Annotated in this window: 15 protein-coding genes and 3 tRNA genes; 11 read left to right on the top strand and 7 right to left on the bottom strand. The window is 72.6% G+C overall.

Features of this window, described 5'->3' with window-relative positions:
* Nucleotides 1-151: 151 nt before the first annotated feature.
* Nucleotides 152-2,512 (bottom strand): hypothetical protein, encoded by a 2,361-nt coding sequence (locus tag ACIBEA_RS37520; protein WP_399267686.1) that lies wholly within the window; start codon nucleotides 2,510-2,512, stop codon nucleotides 152-154.
* Nucleotides 2,513-2,961: 449 nt separating this feature from the next.
* On the opposite strand from ACIBEA_RS37520, the gene ACIBEA_RS37515 reads away from it, so the two are divergent.
* Nucleotides 2,962-3,969, top strand: coding sequence for a glycosyltransferase (locus ACIBEA_RS37515; protein ID WP_399267685.1), 1,008 nt, complete (start codon nucleotides 2,962-2,964; stop codon nucleotides 3,967-3,969).
* A 23-nt stretch (nucleotides 3,970-3,992) separates the two neighbouring features.
* On the opposite strand, the gene ACIBEA_RS37510 is transcribed toward ACIBEA_RS37515, so the two are convergent.
* The 3 genes from ACIBEA_RS37510 to ACIBEA_RS37500 form a co-directional block, all read right to left on the bottom strand.
* Nucleotides 3,993-5,327 (bottom strand): APC family permease, encoded by a 1,335-nt coding sequence (locus ACIBEA_RS37510; RefSeq protein ID WP_399267791.1) that lies wholly within the window; start codon nucleotides 5,325-5,327, stop codon nucleotides 3,993-3,995.
* Between the two features lie 13 nt (nucleotides 5,328-5,340).
* On the bottom strand, nucleotides 5,341-6,789 hold the full coding sequence (locus tag ACIBEA_RS37505; protein WP_399267684.1) for a SulP family inorganic anion transporter: 1,449 nt from the start codon (nucleotides 6,787-6,789) through the stop codon (nucleotides 5,341-5,343).
* 234 nt (nucleotides 6,790-7,023) lie between these two features.
* Entirely contained in the window at nucleotides 7,024-7,512 is a 489-nt protein-coding gene (locus tag ACIBEA_RS37500) for a YajQ family cyclic di-GMP-binding protein (protein WP_399267683.1), read from the bottom strand.
* 281 nt (nucleotides 7,513-7,793) lie between these two features.
* On the opposite strand from ACIBEA_RS37500, the gene ACIBEA_RS37495 reads away from it, so the two are divergent.
* Nucleotides 7,794-7,875 (top strand) — tRNA-Tyr (locus ACIBEA_RS37495).
* A 75-nt stretch (nucleotides 7,876-7,950) separates the two neighbouring features.
* Here ACIBEA_RS37495 and ACIBEA_RS37490 read toward each other — a convergent pair.
* Nucleotides 7,951-8,166, bottom strand: coding sequence for a DUF6458 family protein (locus ACIBEA_RS37490; RefSeq protein ID WP_399267682.1), 216 nt, complete (start codon nucleotides 8,164-8,166; stop codon nucleotides 7,951-7,953).
* A 175-nt stretch (nucleotides 8,167-8,341) separates the two neighbouring features.
* On the opposite strand from ACIBEA_RS37490, the gene ACIBEA_RS37485 reads away from it, so the two are divergent.
* Nucleotides 8,342-8,779 carry a DUF3574 domain-containing protein gene (locus ACIBEA_RS37485; RefSeq protein ID WP_399267681.1) on the top strand — a complete coding sequence of 146 codons (438 nt, stop codon included), beginning with the start codon at nucleotides 8,342-8,344 and terminating at the stop codon, nucleotides 8,777-8,779.
* A 99-nt stretch (nucleotides 8,780-8,878) separates the two neighbouring features.
* On the opposite strand, the gene ACIBEA_RS37480 is transcribed toward ACIBEA_RS37485, so the two are convergent.
* Together ACIBEA_RS37480 and ACIBEA_RS37475 are read right to left on the bottom strand one after the other, a co-directional pair.
* Nucleotides 8,879-9,535 (bottom strand): SDR family oxidoreductase, encoded by a 657-nt coding sequence (locus tag ACIBEA_RS37480; protein ID WP_399267680.1) that lies wholly within the window; start codon nucleotides 9,533-9,535, stop codon nucleotides 8,879-8,881.
* A 54-nt stretch (nucleotides 9,536-9,589) separates the two neighbouring features.
* The gene (locus ACIBEA_RS37475; RefSeq protein WP_399267679.1) at nucleotides 9,590-10,879 is read right to left on the bottom strand and encodes an amidohydrolase family protein; all 1,290 of its coding nucleotides are present in this window, start codon (nucleotides 10,877-10,879) and stop codon (nucleotides 9,590-9,592) included.
* A 285-nt stretch (nucleotides 10,880-11,164) separates the two neighbouring features.
* On the opposite strand from ACIBEA_RS37475, the gene ACIBEA_RS37470 reads away from it, so the two are divergent.
* From ACIBEA_RS37470 to ACIBEA_RS37435, 8 genes are all read left to right on the top strand, one after another.
* Nucleotides 11,165-11,237 (top strand) — tRNA-Thr (locus ACIBEA_RS37470).
* Nucleotides 11,238-11,290: 53 nt separating this feature from the next.
* Nucleotides 11,291-11,363, top strand: a tRNA-Met gene (locus tag ACIBEA_RS37465).
* Between the two features lie 87 nt (nucleotides 11,364-11,450).
* A complete protein-coding gene (rpmG, locus tag ACIBEA_RS37460; protein WP_006604855.1) occupies nucleotides 11,451-11,615 on the top strand; it encodes a 50S ribosomal protein L33 in 165 nt (54 codons plus the stop codon).
* Between the two features lie 112 nt (nucleotides 11,616-11,727).
* Nucleotides 11,728-12,201, top strand: a complete 474-nt coding sequence (locus ACIBEA_RS37455; protein ID WP_399267678.1) for a MaoC family dehydratase N-terminal domain-containing protein — start codon at nucleotides 11,728-11,730, stop codon at nucleotides 12,199-12,201.
* 1 nt (nucleotide 12,202) lies between these two features.
* The gene (locus ACIBEA_RS37450) at nucleotides 12,203-12,631 is read left to right on the top strand and encodes a MaoC family dehydratase (RefSeq protein ID WP_399267676.1); all 429 of its coding nucleotides are present in this window, start codon (nucleotides 12,203-12,205) and stop codon (nucleotides 12,629-12,631) included.
* Nucleotides 12,632-13,127: 496 nt separating this feature from the next.
* Nucleotides 13,128-13,697 (top strand): TetR/AcrR family transcriptional regulator, encoded by a 570-nt coding sequence (locus ACIBEA_RS37445; protein ID WP_399267675.1) that lies wholly within the window; start codon nucleotides 13,128-13,130, stop codon nucleotides 13,695-13,697.
* A gap of 172 nt (nucleotides 13,698-13,869) precedes the next feature.
* Nucleotides 13,870-15,273: an MFS transporter gene (locus tag ACIBEA_RS37440; protein WP_399267789.1), complete on the top strand. Its 1,404-nt coding sequence runs from the start codon at nucleotides 13,870-13,872 to the stop codon at nucleotides 15,271-15,273.
* Nucleotides 15,274-15,321: 48 nt separating this feature from the next.
* The gene (locus ACIBEA_RS37435; RefSeq protein ID WP_399267674.1) at nucleotides 15,322-15,720 is read left to right on the top strand and encodes a DUF3291 domain-containing protein; all 399 of its coding nucleotides are present in this window, start codon (nucleotides 15,322-15,324) and stop codon (nucleotides 15,718-15,720) included.
* Nucleotides 15,721-15,777 lie beyond the last annotated feature (57 nt).

The raw sequence follows: 15,777 nt of genomic DNA, 5'->3' as shown, positions 1-15,777 counted from the left end.
TCCGCCCCCCCCGCCGCCCCGGGCGCCCCCCGCCCCCCCCCCCCCGCGCCCACCCCCCCCCCCCCCCCCCCGGCGGGCGCGCCCCCCCCCCCGGGGGCCCCCCGGCCCTTTCGGTCTTCGGCACGTAGGGATCAGTGGGTCCGGGTCGGGATCAGCGGTTCCCGTGCGCCCCGCGGATCTCATAGATCGCGATCCGGCCGTTGTCGAAGACGGGGTCGGCCAGCTTCTTCAGCTCGCCGGACTCGGCCCCCGCCTTGCGGTTGGCGAAGAGGAAGCGCACCCCGTGCCGGTCGCGCAGCTCGTCCAGCAGGGCGGCCGTCGGCGCGTAGAAGGCGGCGTCGTTCTTCTTGAGCAGGCCGGCGTCCCAGAACGCGGGGCCGGCGCCGCCCGCGTCGCCCATCGCCATGACCCGCGGTGCGAAGCCCCAGCCCTCGACCAGCACCGATCGTTCCGAGTAGCCGCTGACGGCAAAGGTCCGGTAGTCCGTGCAGGAGGCCGTGGGGTCCTGGAAGTCGTCCGGGGACCAACAGTGCTCGTTGGTCGCGATGACATCGGAGGGTTCGCTGTGGGCGCGCAGCCAGCGGGCCGCGTCGACCTTGCCCGCGGGGAGCGGGAAGGACCCCCATACGGTCGCGTCCCACTTCGGTGTCCGCAGGTCCGACACCAGCGTCGGTGCGCCCGCCAGCAGTGCGGCGCTCAGCAGGACGACGGTGCCGCACCGGCGCAGGGCGGTGAAGCGGCGGGCGGCCAGCCACCACAGGAGCCCGCCGACGACCGCGAGGAGCAGCAGGGCGAGCCCCGCGGCGACCATCGGGGCCAGCGCGGCCGCGGGGCCACTGCCGGTGGACGAGGATGCGAAGGCACCCAGGAGCGAGCCCGGGGCGGGGTGTCGGGTCGCGATCGCGTGCTCGACGCGGTGCTGCCAGCCGGCGCCGTGGACGACGAAGACCCAGGTGAGGGTCAGGGCGAACAACACCGACGCGGCGGCCAGGAGCCAGCGGCCGCGTGCGGAGAGCCCGGCTCGCTCGAAGGCCTCGGCGTAGCCCCAGCCCGACAGGATGACGCCGAAGGCGAGCCCGGCGTGGGTGAAGTAGCTGGAGTTCCAGCCGTTGAGGAGCAGGTAGACGGCCGGTCCGGCGATGGTCCCGCCGAGCAGGAACCACTGCACGGAATCGAGCTTCAGCTTCCCGCGCCACAGCAGCGGCAGCGCGCCCGCCAGTCGTAGCTGGGTGTTGATCAGGAACGCGAACCACACCAGGGCGACCAGGACGAGCTGTCCGAGCCCGGTCCGGACGTCCGAGGGATCGGCCCACAGCCCCTGGATGTTGGACAGCGGGGCGACCTTCAGGCCGTAGCTCTTGAAGTTGAAGATCACGGCGGTGGAGAAGAGCTGGGCCGCGCCGACCGCTCCGCCCATGCCGACGATCAGCCAGGGGATCCGGCGGGTCCGCAGGAGCACCACGAGTCCGGCCAGCGCCAGCCCGGCGAGCGTCACGGGTACGGAGGTGGCCTTCGCGGCGCAGGACGCGAGGGCGAACAGTGCGACGAACGTGATGACCGCCGTACGGCCCAGAGCGGGAACGGGATCGTCCGCGGACCGTTCGCGCAGCCCCTCGCCGACGACGCCGATCAGCGCCACCAGCAGCGGGATGCTGTAGGTCATGGAGATGCTCGCCCAGATCATCAGCGTGGTCTGGGGCGAGCCGAAGGGGGTCCAGGCCGGGCCCGCGTTGAACTCGCCGACCAGGAAGATGAGCAGGGCGGCGACCGGTCCGGCCCAGGCCCGACCGGACAGCCGCCAGGTGACGACGGCGGTGATGACGATGGTGAGCGCGACGAGCGCGGGGATCATCAGGCGCAGCTGGACGACCGGCAGGTCGATGTGGCCGACCATGCTGGTCATGGCCTCGTGGACGAAGGCGAACCAGTGGTACTCGAGCGGCTCGCCGGAGACCTGGGGGAGCGTCAGCGGGAAGTTGTGCTTCGCGTTGCCCGCCAGGGACATCTGGTAGGAGACGTCGACGAACTGGCGGGTCTGGTCGTTGAGGGGCAGGACCGGGTTGCGGTCCATGTAGACCCGGTAGAGGTATCCGGTGGCGGCCGCCACCGTGGCCGCGATCGACCAGGACCAGCCCATCGGTACGGGTGTGTAGTCGCGCACCCGCCAGTGCCGTCGCAGCCGGGGTACGGCGGCGAAGGGGATCACGACGGCCAGCGGCCACAGCGTCACCGCGGACTGGATGCCGAGGGCCATGAAGACGGCCCAGGCGACCAGTTCGAGGGCGAGACCCGTGACGGCGCCGAAGGCGAGGTCCTCGATCAGGGTGTGGGCGCGGCGCCGCAGCGACCGGTAGACCAGGGTGCCGGGGAGCAGAACGCCCCAAAGGACATAGAAGGCGTAGCGGCCGATGTCGCCGAGCGACGTGTCCGAGGCGACCAGGGCCGCGACGAAGAAGGCGACGGTGGCGAGGGCGGGCAGGAAGCGCAGGAGCACCGTCCGTGGCCCGGCCATGGTGGCGGGCCTTCCGGGACCCCTACCGCCCGGTCTCGTGGTGGTCCCCGTCTCCGTGTCCGGTATGGAGGGGCTGCTGTGCATCGTGCCCATCAGACGTTCTGCTCCCGTTGTCTCGCCGATCGAATGCCTGTCATGGACATCCCGTCGGTGAGCGGGGGAGTCATGAGGACAGCCGCCCGGCGCACAGAGGATGAGCGGCAGTGGCAAGAGCGTGAGCGGGGAGCAGGCAGCCGCGCGCAGAGTCGCGGCGAGCTGCGTACCAGCCGTGAACTCGCAAAGGGACCCAGGGGGCGCAAGAAAGCTGTCAGGCTATCGAAAGGCTACCAGCCGAGCGGCCACGACAGAGGGCTCCCGGTGGGCTGGAGGGCAGCAGGGGAGTCGATTCGTACTATGATTCGTTGCTGATACCCAGGCAGCATCAGGTCACACCACGGGCAGGATTACCCATGTCGGAAGCGTCGTCCACGACGACCCTGTCGGTTGTCGTTCCGATGTACAACGAGGAGGAAGCCCTCCCCGCGCTGGTGGAACGCCTGCGGCCCGCGCTCGACGGTACGGGTGTCAGCTACGAGGTCGTCGCCGTCGACGACGGCAGTGCCGACCGCACCGCCGAGCTGCTGGAGGAGTTCCGGCAGACCTGGCCCCAGCTGCGCATCGTCAAGCTGCGCGGCAACTCCGGCCACCAGGCCGCCCTGACCGCCGGTCTGCACAGCTCCAAGGGCGCGTACGTCGCGAGCATCGACGCCGACCTCCAGGACCCGCCGGAGAAGATTCCGGAGATGCTCGACCTGGCCGTCGCCGAGGGCCTCGACATCGTCTACGGCGTCCGCAGCGACCGCAGCACCGACACCGGCTTCAAGCGCCGCACGGCGGGCCTCTACTACTGGCTGATGCGCCGCATCGTCGGCAAGCAGGTCCCCTCGCAGGCCGGCGACTTCCGACTGCTCAGCCGCGAGGCCGTCGAAGCGCTCAAGGCGCTGCCGGACCAGCACCAGGTGTACCGCCTGCTCGTGCCGTGGCTCGGCTTCCCCAGCGGCGAGGTCACCTACCACCGCGACGAGCGCGTGGCGGGCGAGACCAAGTACCCGCTGAGCAAGATGATCCGGCTCGCGGTCGACAGCATCACCAACTTCTCCGCCGCCCCGCTGCGGCTGGCGACCTGGCTCGGCGTCTTCAGCTTCTTCTCCTGCTTCGTGCTGATGGCCGTGACCTTCGTCATCTGGCTCGTCGGGCACACCGTCCCGGGCTGGACCTCGCTCTTCGTGGCGATGCTCTTCCTCGGCGGCATCCAGTTGATATGCGTCGGACTGCTCGGCGAATACATCGGGCGCATCTACACCGCCGTGCAGCGCCGTCCCACGTTCTTCATCGGCTACGACTCCGACGCGTCCCCCGCCAAGGGTTCGGGCGCCAAGGGTTCCGGGGCCAAGGGCCGGGAGAACGCGGGCGTCTGACCGGGCCGACCCCTCCCGCGCAGCTACGCCGCCGGCCCGGACCCCGCAGGGGGGCCGGGCCGCCGTCGTACGCCGACGCCGTACAGCAGCGCGCCCAGCGCCAGCACCCCCGCGCCCGCCGCCACCGAGGCCGGTGGCAGCGCGCAGGCCAGCGCCACGCACCCGGCCAGCCCCGCGGCCGCCACCACCCGCCCACCGCGGTCCGCCCCACGACCGCCCGCGCCCGGCCCCTTGCTCCCGCCGAGCGTCCACGCCGCCGCGTTGGCGATCGCGTAGTACACGAGCACCCCGAAGGACGAGAAGCCGATGGCCCCCCGCAGGTCCACGGTCGCGGCCAGCACCGCGACCACCGCCCCCACCGCGGCCTCCGCCCGGTGCGGCGTCCCGTGGCGCGGGTGCACGGCCGCCAGCGCGCGCGGCAGGTGACCGTCCCGGGCCATCGCCAGCGCGGTCCGAGACACCCCCAGCACCAGCGCCAGCAGCGAGCCCAGGGCAGCCAGTACCGCCCCGGCCCGCACCACGGGCGTCAGCCCGCCCCACCCCGCGGCCCGGACCGCGTCGGACAGCGGCGCCGCCGACCCGGCCAAGCCGTCGACCCCCAGCACCGACAGCACGGCCACCGTCACCGCCGCGTAGACGGCCAGCGCGATGCCCAGCGCCAGCGGCACGGCGCGCGGGATGGTCCGCCGCGGATCGCGGACCTCCTCGCCCAGCGTGGTGATCCGGGCGTAACCGGCGAAGGCGAAGAACAGCAGACCGGCCGCCCCGAGCACGCCCCGTGGGCCCCCCGACCCGCCCCGGCCGAACGCGCCGGCGACGTCGGCCGCGCCGGAGGTCAGGCAGGCCGCCACGACCCCGGCGAGCACCGCCAGTACGACCGCCACGATCACCCGGGCGATCCGGGCCGACTTCTGCACGCCCCCGTATCCCGCGGCGGTCAGCGCCACCACGGCGACCACGGCCACCACGTGCTCCCGCCCGGGCCACAGGTACGCGCCCACGGTCAGCGCCATCGCCGCGCAGGAGGCGGTCTTGCCGATGACGAAGGCCCACCCCGCCAGGTACCCCCAGAACGGCCCGAGCCGCTCGCGCCCGTACACGTACGTCCCCCCGGAGGCGGGATGGCGGGCGGCCAGCCGGGCCGAGGACCACGCGTTGCAGGAGGCCACCACGGCGGCCACGGCGAGCGCGACGAGCAGGGCGCCACCCGCCGCCCGGGCCGCCGGGGCCAACGCGGCGAAGATGCCCGCCCCGACCATCGCGCCCAGGCCGACGACGACCGCGTCGCCCACCCCGAGGCTCCGCCTGAGCCCACCGGCCGCCCCGCCACCACCCGCTGTTCCCGCCCGCGTCCCCATCACGGCCGGGACTTTAACCGAGCCCGGTGACGCCCCCGTGACCAGGAGCCGAAGCCGCGCGCTTCGCCCGCTGCGCCTGCCACCCGTCCAGCGCGGTCAGGCACGCGTGGTCGAGGTGGCGCAGCCCGGTCAGGTCGAAGCGCACCGCCCGGTCGCCGGGCAGCGCGTCGAGCACGTCGAGCAGCCGCGGCAGCCGCAGGAAGCTGGCGTTTCCCGCCACCCGCAGGCACAGCACGTCCCCCTCCCACACCTCCTCCACCTGCACGCTGGAGGTCTCCCAGGCCGCCTTGGCGACCGCGAGGACCAGCCCCACCAAAACCCCCTCGAAGAGGTTGGTCGCCACGATCGCCCCCGCCGTCGCCAGCAGCACCACCGCCTCCCCGCGGTGCGAGCGCCACAGCGCCGCCACCCCGCGCACCGGCAGCAGCTTCCACCCCGCGTGCAGCAGTACGCCGGCCAGCGCGGCCAGCGGTACGACGGCCAGCGCGTGCGGCAGCAGCACGGCGAAGAGCAGCAGCCACGCCCCGTGCAGCACCCGCGAGGCCCGGGTGCGCGCCCCCGCCTCGACGTTGGCGGCGCTGCGCACGATCACGGCGGTCATCGGCAGCGCGCCGAGCAGCCCGCAGACCGTGTTCCCGGCGCCCTGGGCGATGAGTTCGCGGTCGTAGTCGGTGCGCGGCCCGTGGTGCATCCGGTCCACGGCGGCCGCGCTGAAGAGGGTTTCGGCGGAGGCGATCAGCGCGAAGGCCGCCACGGTCCCCAGGGCGCCCGCGGAGCCCAGTACGGCGAACTGCCCCCAGCCCGGCGTCGATACGGCGTCCAGCACCCCCGTGACCTCCACCTTGGCCACCGGCAGCCGCAGCAGCACGGTGGCCCCGGTCGCCGCCGCGACCGCGACGAGAGCCCCCGGCACCACCCGGACCTGCTCCGGCAGCCGCCGCCAGCCCACCATCACCAGCACGGTGGCGGCCCCGAGCGCGATGGCGGCCCAGTCGGCCTCCGCCAGCAGCCGCGCGAGCCCCGCGAACTTCGCCGGCGTCCGCGCGGGCGCGTCCACCCCGGCCACGGCGTACAACTGCCCGGCGATCAGCACCAGCCCGATCCCGGCGAGCATCCCCTGGACGACGGCCACCGAGATCGCCCGGAACCACCGGCCCAGGCGCAGCGCCCCCATCGCCAGCTGGAGCAGCCCTGCGGCGAGGACCAGCACCCCGAGCGCGGCCACGCCGTACGTCCGCACCGCCTCGAAGACCAGCACGGTGAGCCCCGCCGCCGGACCGCTGACCTGGAGCGAACTCCCGCGGAACCAGCCGGTGACCAGCCCGCCCACCACCCCGGTGACGATCCCCAGCTCGGCGGGCACGCCGGAGGCCACCGCCACTCCGACGCACAGCGGCAGCGCCACCAGCGCCACCACGACGGACGCTCCCACGTCCTGACGGAAAGTGCCGTCCCCTGGCATTCGGGTCCCCCTGCCCACGCGGTGATCGATGCCACCCAGCCTGGTGGGGCGCATCCCGCCGGGCCCAGTCCGCACCGAAGCCCCCCGGGGCCCGCGCGCCGCACGCGCCCCGCGCACACCCCACCGAGCGCCGTCCCCCCGGGCGCTACCCCCCGAACACTCGCCCGAACGGCCGAGGGCACAACGGGAGGATCCCCATTGCGCCCTCGACGGCCGTACCCGGTTGCCCGTGGGTCAGCGGTAGTTCACGAACTGGATCGCGAAGTCCAGGTCCTTGCCCTTGAGCAGGGCCTGGACTTCCTGGAGGTCGTCGCGGTTCTTCGAGGTGACGCGCAGCTCCTCGCCCTGGACCTGGGCCTTGACGGTCTTGGGGCCCTCGTCCCGGATGATCTTCGCGACCTTCTTGGCGTTCTCCTGGGAGATGCCTTCCTCGATCGTGGCGAAGATCTTGTACTCCTTGCCGGACAGCTGCGGCTCACCGGCGTCGAGCGCCTTCAGCGAGATGCCCCGCTTGACCAGCTTGGTCTCGAACACATCGAGGACGGCCTTGACGCGGTCCTCGGAGTTCGCCTCCATGACGATCTTCTCGCCGGACCAGGCGATCGTGGCGCCGGTGCCCTTGAAGTCGTAGCGCTGCGAGAGTTCCTTGCCGGCCTGGTTGAGGGCGTTGTCGACCTCCTGCCGCTCGACCTTCGAGACGATGTCGAAACTGGAGTCGGCCATGTGCTGTGGCTCCTTGAAGTCGGCTGTGATGGCCCACAGGGGCACGCGCCGGACGTTCCCCGGCCGCGCCGTCAAGCCTAGGCCCTGTGTCCCGGATCGGACCGGACAGCCCGGGCGTCGGTGTCCGATCCGCCACCCGCACACCCCTGCGGACCCCCTGCGGGGCACGTCACCGGCCGCGCGGCGGAATCTGGTGGCGAAGCACCCCTGTCCATCGGGTATCGTTTACGTCGTTGCCAGAGAGCACCGCCGCGAGGCGGAAATCAACGGCTTCCTCCCATGGCGGTGTGCCCGAGTGGCCAATGGGAACGGACTGTAAATCCGTCGGCTTAGCCTACCCAGGTTCGAATCCTGGCGCCGCCACGTGGTAAAGAAGTCCCCCTCATCTGCGGAAACGCAGACGAGGGGGACTTCTTCGTTCTCCGGGCGTCGCCGGGGTCAGAGGACGTCCCGGCGGGTCTCCTCCACGACCGGGATCGCGCCCGCGGTGCGGCGACGCTTGTAGATGCTCGTGTACACGGCGAGGCCGATCGCACCCACCGCCATCATGATCAGACCGACCAGGGGAAGGTTGACGCTCTCCAGCTTCCAGTCGGTGGCGAAGGTGAGGATGGCGCCCACCACGATCAGGATGATGCATCCACCGATGCCCATGAGTTGCCTCCGCTGTTGGTTGTCTGACGGCGCGGCTACCCGGCTTCGGAGGGTGAAAACGCCCCCGGGGCCCGGCGGTCGGGGCCCCGCGGCGGCCGTCGGGCGCCTCGGCCGGATGCCACGCGCGGGGCGCGCGGCCGCAACGTCGCGGGCTGGCGGTCGTTCACCCGGGGTGATGTGGACTACTGACACCCGCGGGAAGGTCGGCGGCGGGGTGCTGCTCGCCCTGCTCGGAGCGGGCATCCCGGCCCTGGTCGGGGCCGCGCTGCAAGGGCACACGGGCGATCCCTACCGCGAGACCCGGCTCTACTTCGGCACCGCGCGCCCCGGCGGGGCGCCCCCGGTCGCGGAGCGGGAGTTCGACCGCTTCCTCGACCGGGAGATCACCCCCGCCTTCCCCGAGGGGCTGACCGTGCAGCCGGGCCACGGGCAGTGGCGCGGTCCCGACGGCAAGGTCGTCCGCGAGACCTCCTACGAGGTCGTCCTGCTCTATCCGGAGAAGGGCGCGGACGAGCGCGGCGCGAGCATCGAACGGATCCGCCGGGCGTACGAGAAGCAGTTCGCGCAGGACTCCGTGCTGCGCTCCGACGACCAGGTGAACGCCGACTTCTGACGGTCTGACGGTCCGACGGTCCGACGGTCCGACGGTCCGACGGTCCGGTGGTCCGAGGGGCCGGCGGTCCGGCGATCCGAGGGCCCGGCGGTCCGGCCGTCAGTTCCCGGCGACCGCCTTGACGGCCACCGCGACCGGCGTCGTGCCCGACACCAGCTCCAGGGTCAGTCCGGCCGTCGCCGGCGTCTCCACCAGCTCGGCCAGCACCGCCGCCACGTCGTCGCGGGAGACCGGCCCGCGGCCCGTCGTCGCTTCCAGGCGGACCAGGCCCGTCCCCGCCTCGTCGGTGAGCGCCCCGGGCCGCAGGACCGTCCAGTCCAGGCCCAGCCGGGTCCGTACGTGGTCGTCGGCCTCGCCCTTGGCGCGCAGGTAGACGTCGAAGACGTCGTCACCCGGGTGGTTCGCATCCGCCCGGATCGAAGACACCATCAGGAACCGCGGTACGCGCGCCCTTTCGGCCGCGTCGGCGAACAGCACCGCCGCGCCCCGGTCCACGGTGTCCTTGCGGCCGACACCGCTGCCCGGCCCCGCCCCGGCCGCGAACACCGCGACCTGGGCGCCCTGCAGGATGCCCGCGACGTGCTCGACGGTCGCCGACTCCAGGTCGCACAGGACGGGTTCGGCACCGGCCGCCCGGAGATCGTCGCCCTGTGCCGGATCACGGATGATCCCGGCGACCTCGTATCCGCGTGCGGCGAGCAGGCGCTCCAGCCGCAGCGCGATCTGACCGTGTCCACCAGCGATGACAATGCGCATGGGTCGACCGTACGTCGACGCGCGCTCCCCCGCGCCCGAAGTCGGCGCCGACGCTCAGGGGCCGGGCTCCGTACGGCCCTGTCGGGGCAGGTCGAGGGCGACCGCGACCGCCGAGTCGCAGTACTCGCGCACGGCGCTGGTACGGGCCACCACCCGCCCGCGGTGGATCACGATCCGGCTGTAGGCGAGGGACAGCACCGCCGCGATCCGCTCGCCGCGCACGGCGAGCAGCTCCGCCGGGAACCCGGCCTCCACCCGGACCTCCGGCAGGCCCATCGCCTCCCGGGCCGCCGTGCTCACCGCGTGGTAGGCCTCCGCCGCCCGCAACCCGCCCTGCGAGGCGAGCAGGTACGCGGCCTCCAGGGGGTCCCCGCGACCGACCGGGTTCCCGGCGTCCCGCAGGGCCCCGCTGCCCGCCGCGACCCGCACCCCGGCCGCCCGCAGCAGCCGTACGGGCGCCGTGCGCAGCCCGCGCCGTTCCAGGGCCGCGCAATCCCCCTGGGGCAGGCAGGTGACCCGTACGCCCGCCGCGGCCAGTTGGTCGGCGGCGCGGGCGGCCACGTCCAGGGGGAGCCGGGAGAGGCCGCCGCAGGGGCCGATGGTGACGCCGGGGCGCAGCCCGTCGGCCATGGCCGCGAGCCGGGCGAGGCGGGCGGGATCGTCACCGTCCGTGTGCAGGTCCACCGGGCAGCCGTGCTCACCGGCCAGCTCCAGGACGGCCTCGACGAAGCCGGTCGGGTCCGGGTCGAGGTCCGGGCAGCCGCCGATGACGGCCGCGCCCATCTTGACCGCGTCGCGCAGCATCGCCCGCCCCTCGGCCCCCGCGATCCCGGTCAGTCTGCGGGGCACGGCGACCGCCGTGAGGTCGGCGAGTCCGCGCAGCGAGCGGCGGGTCTGGAGCACCGCCTCCATCGGGGCCAGGCCGTGCGCGTCACCGATGCGGACGTGCGAGCGGATGGCGGTGGCGCCGTGGCCGAGCTGGAGCAGCGCCGCCTCGGTGGCCCGGCGCTGGACCTCGTCGGCCGTGTGGGACACGGGTCCTTCGCCGTCGGCGGTGAGCGCGGTGTCCCCGTGGGCGTGCGGTTCGGCGGGGGCGGGGAGCAGGAGGTAGCCGGTCAGGTCGACCCGCGAGGGGGTGGGGGAGTGCAGGCTCCCGGCGGCGGCGACGGCCTGGATGCGACCGCCGCCGAGCCGCACGTCGACCGTGCGCCCGTCGAGGAGGCGGGCGCCGGCCAGCAGCAGGGTGGTGGTGTCGGCGGGGGTGGGAGCGGGGCCCTGGCCGCCGCCCTCGCCACGGCCGCCGCGCGGGGAATGGGACGGCTGCGGCGGCTGGCTGTCGGACATCGCGCTCCTGCGGGGGCTCGGGCGGTTCCTGGGCCCCCGTGGCCGCGGCCCGCGGCCCAAGATCACGCAGCGTGTTCAGAGCCTAGGGCGCGGTGCCGTCCGCTGCGGGGAAGGGCGCAATAGTCGTACCGGTGTGGTGCGGTGCGGGTGCGGGCGGGGCTGGATCCGGCTCCGGTGGTCGGCCGTGATTCCGGCCCCGGTTCGACTTCTGGATCATGGCCGGAGGTCAGCTGCCGCAAAGGATTTGGGCGATCGGTGGGCAACCGTGTAATGTCTTCATCGCTCGCCCCAATAGCTCAGTCGGTAGAGCGTCTCCATGGTAAGGAGAAGGTCTGCGGTTCGATTCCGCATTGGGGCTCTGGTGAGAAAGCCCCTCCACCTGCTTTAGGGTGGGGGAGCAATCAACACCAAAGCGGCGTAGCTCAGTCGGTAGAGCAAGCGGCTCATAATCGCTGTGTCACCGGTTCAAGTCCGGTCGCCGCTACACACAGTAGCCGATTGCGGGGTCGGTCTCCCGGTCGGCTACTCTTGTTTGCGTTCATCCGTCCAATTTCCGTCAAGGAGCACTCACGTGGCTGCCACCGACGTCCGCCCGAAGATCACGCTGGCCTGCGTGGAGTGCAAGGAGCGGAACTACATCACCAAGAAGAACCGGCGTAATGACCCGGACCGTCTTGAGATGAAGAAGCACTGCCCGCGCTGCAACTCGCACACCGCGCACCGCGAGACCCGCTGACCCCAGCGGTTTCTCGAATACAGGCTCCGTCATAAGGTCGTCCCCTGCAAGGGGGGCGGCCTTGTGTCGTTTCTGCATGTCCTTTCGTATCCAACACAGGAGGTAGTGAGCCATGGCGCTCGACCAGTCCTTCGTGGGGCGGAGCTACCCGCCCACCGATCCGTACGAGGTCGGCCGGGAGAAGATCCGCGAATTCGCGGAGGCGGTGGGCGACGCCAATCCCGCCTACACCGACCCCGAAGCGGCCAAGGCGCTGGGTCACCTGGACGTGATCGCGCCTCCGACCTTTGTGTTCGCCATCACGTTCAAGGCGGCCGGTCAGGTCATCCAGGACCCGCAGCTCGGCCTGGACTACAGCCGCGTGGTGCACGGCGACCAGAAGTTCGCCTACACCCGGCCCGTGCGGGCGGGTGACCGGCTGCTGGTGACGTCCACCATCGAGGCCGTGAAGTCCCTCGCGGGCAACGACATCATCGACATCCGCGGTGAGGTCCACGACGAGACCGGCGAGCACGTGGTGACGGCCTGGACGAAGCTCGTGTCCCGGGCGCCTGCCGAACCGGCCGCCGTCACTGAGGAGGTCTGACATGGCTGCGCGGATCCAGTACGCGGACGTGGAGGTCGGCACCGAGCTGCCGGCCGCGAGCTTCCCGGTGCAGCGGGCCACCCTGGTCCGCTACGCGGGGGCGTCGGGTGACTTCAACCCGATCCACTGGAACGAGAAGTTCGCCAAGGAGGTCGGGCTGCCGGACGTGATCGCGCACGGCATGTTCACCATGGCCGAGGCGATCCGGGTGGTCACGGACTGGGTGGGCGACCCGGGTGCGGTGGTCGAGTACGGGGTGCGGTTCACCAAGCCGGTCGTGGTGCCGAACGATGATCTGGGTGCGGTGATCGAGGTCACGGCCAAGGTCGCGGCGAAGCTGGACGGGAACCGGGTCCGGGTGGACCTGACGGCCACCAGTGCCGGGCTGAAGATCATGGGCATGTCCCGCGCGGTGGTCCAGCTGGCCTGATGGGTCGGGGCCTGCGGCTCGGCCCCTGGCCCGGTCCGGTCCCGGCTCGGTCCTGCCTGGGCTCGGCCCCGCCTGGGCTCGGTCCTGCCTGGGCTCGGTCCTGCCTGGCCTCGGCCCTGCCTGGGCTCGGCCTCGGCTCTGCTCGGCCTTGGGCTGGTATCGGCCCGGCCGGGTCGGGGTGGTGGGCGGTGTGGCGCGGGCGCCGGGGGGTGTCTCCTCGGCTCGCAGAAGCTGGGCGGGTCGGAGGGGCTGGGCGGTGGTGTTCTGCTCGACCTGCGGGGACACCCCCCGGCGCCCGCGCCACACCGCCCGGGCGTTCCGCTGGCCCTGACCGCCTGACCGCCTGACCGCCTGACCGCCTGACCGCCTGACCGCCTGACCGCCAGACCGCCTGACCGCCTGACTGGCTGCTCGACCTGTGGGGGCGCCCTCGGTGGTCGTGTGGTGGGGGGGCTGACGGTTGACTTAGTTAGTGATTGGCCACTAACTTAGGGGCATGGCCAGGATGAGCGCAGACGAGCGGCGTGAGAGCGTCATTCGCGCGGCGATGCACGAATTCGCCCGCGGTGGTTACTACGGGACCTCCACCGAGGCGATCGCCAAGCGCGTCGGTGTCTCCCAGCCCTACCTCTTCCGCCTCTTCCCCAACAAGCAGGCCATCTTCCTCGCCGCGGCCGCCCGCTGCGTGCAGGACATCCGCGTCGTCTTCGAGGAGTCCTCCAAGGGGCTGGAGGGCGAGGAGGCCCTCGATTCGATGGCCACGGCCTACATGCGGCTGATCGAGGAGCACCCCGACAAGCTCCAGATGCAGCTCCAGCTCTACGTCACCGTCGCCGCCGCCGAGGCGGCCGGGGAGCCCGCCTTCGGCGAGATGGTGCGCAGCGGCTGGATGGAGCTCTGGGAGACCGTCGAGGCGGCCCTCGGCGACGGCCCCGGCGGGGTCACGGAGTTCATGGCCTGCGGCATGTTGATCAACACCCTGGCCGCCATGGGATTTCCGCCCGGCCACCGGGTCTGGGACGGGTGCTACCCGTCCCAGACCCGCCCGGAGCGCCCCGAGGCGTGAGGGCCGGGAGGTGCGCGTTCCCGTGCATCTCCCTTTTTTTGGGCACGAAAGTTAGTAATTGATAACTAACGTTCCAGGGGGAACCGTGAACACTCCAGTCCAGCCCGCCACCGACACCCGGCTGCGCGGCCCCGCCGTCTGGGCCCTCGTCCTCACCGGCGTCGCCAGCTTCATGGCCGCCCTCGACAACCTGGTCGTCACCACAGCCCTCCCCGCCATCCGCACGGATCTCGGCGGCGCGCTGGAGGACCTCGAATGGACGGTGAACGCCTACACCCTCACCTTCGCCGTCCTGCTGATGTTCGGCTCCGCCCTCGGTGACCGCTTCGGCCGCCGCAAGCTCTTCATCGCCGGCCTCACCGTCTTCACCGGCGCGTCCGCCGCGGCGGCCCTCTCGCCCGGCATCGACGCCCTCATCGCCGCCCGCGCCATCCAGGGCATCGGCGCCGCGGTCATGATGCCGCTGACGCTCACCCTGCTCACCGCCGCCGTCCCGGCCGCCCGCCGCGGCATGGCCCTCGGCATCTACGGAGCCGTCACCGGCCTCGCGGTGGCCAGCGGCCCGCTCATCGGCGGCAGCCTCACCGAGCACATCTCATGGCAGTGGATCTTCTGGCTGAACGTGCCGATCGGCCTCGCCCTGATCCCCCTCGCCCGGCTGCGCCTGGCCGAGTCCACCGCGCCGGGCTCCCGCCTGGACATCCCCGGCACCCTGCTGATCAGCGCCGGCCTCTTCGGCATCGTCTACGCCCTGGTCAACGCCAACGCCGACGGCTGGACCAGTCCCCTGGTCCTGACCGGCCTGATCGTCGGCGGCCTGCTCGTCGCCGGCTTCGTCCACCACGGCTCCGGCAACCCCCACGCGATGCTCCCGATGCGGCTCTTCCGCGACCGCGGCTTCCTCGGGATCAACCTGGCCAGCCTGCTGATGTTCCTCGGGATGTTCGGCTCGATCTTCCTGCTCAGCCAGTTCCTCCAGGGCGCCGCCGGCTACTCGCCCACCGAGGCGGGCCTGCGCATGCTGCCCTGGACCGGGATGCCGATGATCGTCGCCCCGATCGCCGGAATCCTCTCCGACCGGATCGGCGGCCGCCCGGTCGTCGCCGCGGGCCTCGCCTTCCAGGCGCTCGGGCTCGGTTGGTTCGCCGCGGTGCTCGCCGCCGACGTGACGTACGCCGCCCAGCTCCCCGCGCTGATCCTCAGCGGCATCGGCATGGCCCTGTACTTCGCCCCCGCCTCCAACGTCCTGATGTCCACCGTGAGCGTCGCCGACCAGGGCAGGGCCTCCGGAGCCAACAGCGCCCTGCGTGAGCTGGGCGGCGCCCTCGGCGTCGCGGTCCTGGCCTCGGTCTTCGCCTCCCAGGGCGGCTACGAGACGCCCCAGACCTTCACCGACGGCACCGTCCCGGCCCTGTGGATCGGCGCGAGCGCCGTCGCGCTGGCCGCCCTGCTGGCCCTGCTGCTGCCCCGCAAGCCCAAGCAGCCGCAGCAGTCGGGGCCCTCCCCCGTCGTGGCCCTGGCGACCGACCGGACCGGGGGCGCCGCCGGCGCGCCCGAGAAGGTGTCGACCCACTGACCCGCCCCACCCCGCCCCCACCTCGGATCCGCCGAAGGAGTGGCCGCCGTGCCCGACATCCCCTGGTCCACACCCCACCGGGCGGAGCCCGACGCCGAGGTCTACGTCATGGCCTCCCGCTTCGAGACCGCCACCCTCACCGGGGCCTTCCGGTTCTTCCTCAAGGCCCCCCGCATCATCGGGCAGATCCGCAAGGCACCCGGCGCCCACGGCGCCGCCCTGCGGGCCCGGACCTTGCGACGCACCTTCCTCACCCTCTCCGCCTGGGAGGACCGCGGCGCGCTCTACCGCTTCGCAGGCAGCGAGCCGCACCGCTCCAGCGCCCGGGCGGCGAGCGCCTACACCAAGGAATCCGCCTTCACCTTCTGGACCGTTCGGGCGAGCGAGCTCCCGATCTCCTGGGCCGAGGCCGAGCGCCGGCTCGCCGAGGAGAAGCGGAACCACTGAGTCCCATCCCACCCGACCAGAGTGCGTACGGTCCGTGGCCCCGCATCGACAGGGGGA

Source organism: Streptomyces sp. NPDC051555 (assembly GCF_044454405.1).
Lineage (GTDB): Bacteria > Actinomycetota > Actinomycetes > Streptomycetales > Streptomycetaceae > Streptomyces.
This window is presented reverse-complemented; position numbering and strand designations above follow the sequence as displayed.

Coding starts and splice junctions, on each gene's coding strand:
- ACIBEA_RS37520 (WP_399267686.1), bottom strand. CDS start 2,512: ATGGCCGGGCCACGGACGGTGCTCCTGCGCTTCCTGCCCGCCCTCGCC.
- ACIBEA_RS37515 (WP_399267685.1), top strand. CDS start 2,962: ATGTCGGAAGCGTCGTCCACGACGACCCTGTCGGTTGTCGTTCCGATG.
- ACIBEA_RS37510 (WP_399267791.1), bottom strand. CDS start 5,327: ATGGGGACGCGGGCGGGAACAGCGGGTGGTGGCGGGGCGGCCGGTGGG.
- ACIBEA_RS37505 (WP_399267684.1), bottom strand. CDS start 6,789: ATGCCAGGGGACGGCACTTTCCGTCAGGACGTGGGAGCGTCCGTCGTG.
- ACIBEA_RS37500 (WP_399267683.1), bottom strand. CDS start 7,512: ATGGCCGACTCCAGTTTCGACATCGTCTCGAAGGTCGAGCGGCAGGAG.
- ACIBEA_RS37490 (WP_399267682.1), bottom strand. CDS start 8,166: ATGGGCATCGGTGGATGCATCATCCTGATCGTGGTGGGCGCCATCCTC.
- ACIBEA_RS37485 (WP_399267681.1), top strand. CDS start 8,342: ATGTGGACTACTGACACCCGCGGGAAGGTCGGCGGCGGGGTGCTGCTC.
- ACIBEA_RS37480 (WP_399267680.1), bottom strand. CDS start 9,535: ATGCGCATTGTCATCGCTGGTGGACACGGTCAGATCGCGCTGCGGCTG.
- ACIBEA_RS37475 (WP_399267679.1), bottom strand. CDS start 10,879: ATGTCCGACAGCCAGCCGCCGCAGCCGTCCCATTCCCCGCGCGGCGGC.
- ACIBEA_RS37455 (WP_399267678.1), top strand. CDS start 11,728: ATGGCGCTCGACCAGTCCTTCGTGGGGCGGAGCTACCCGCCCACCGAT.
- ACIBEA_RS37450 (WP_399267676.1), top strand. CDS start 12,203: ATGGCTGCGCGGATCCAGTACGCGGACGTGGAGGTCGGCACCGAGCTG.
- ACIBEA_RS37445 (WP_399267675.1), top strand. CDS start 13,128: ATGGCCAGGATGAGCGCAGACGAGCGGCGTGAGAGCGTCATTCGCGCG.
- ACIBEA_RS37440 (WP_399267789.1), top strand. CDS start 13,870: ATGGCCGCCCTCGACAACCTGGTCGTCACCACAGCCCTCCCCGCCATC.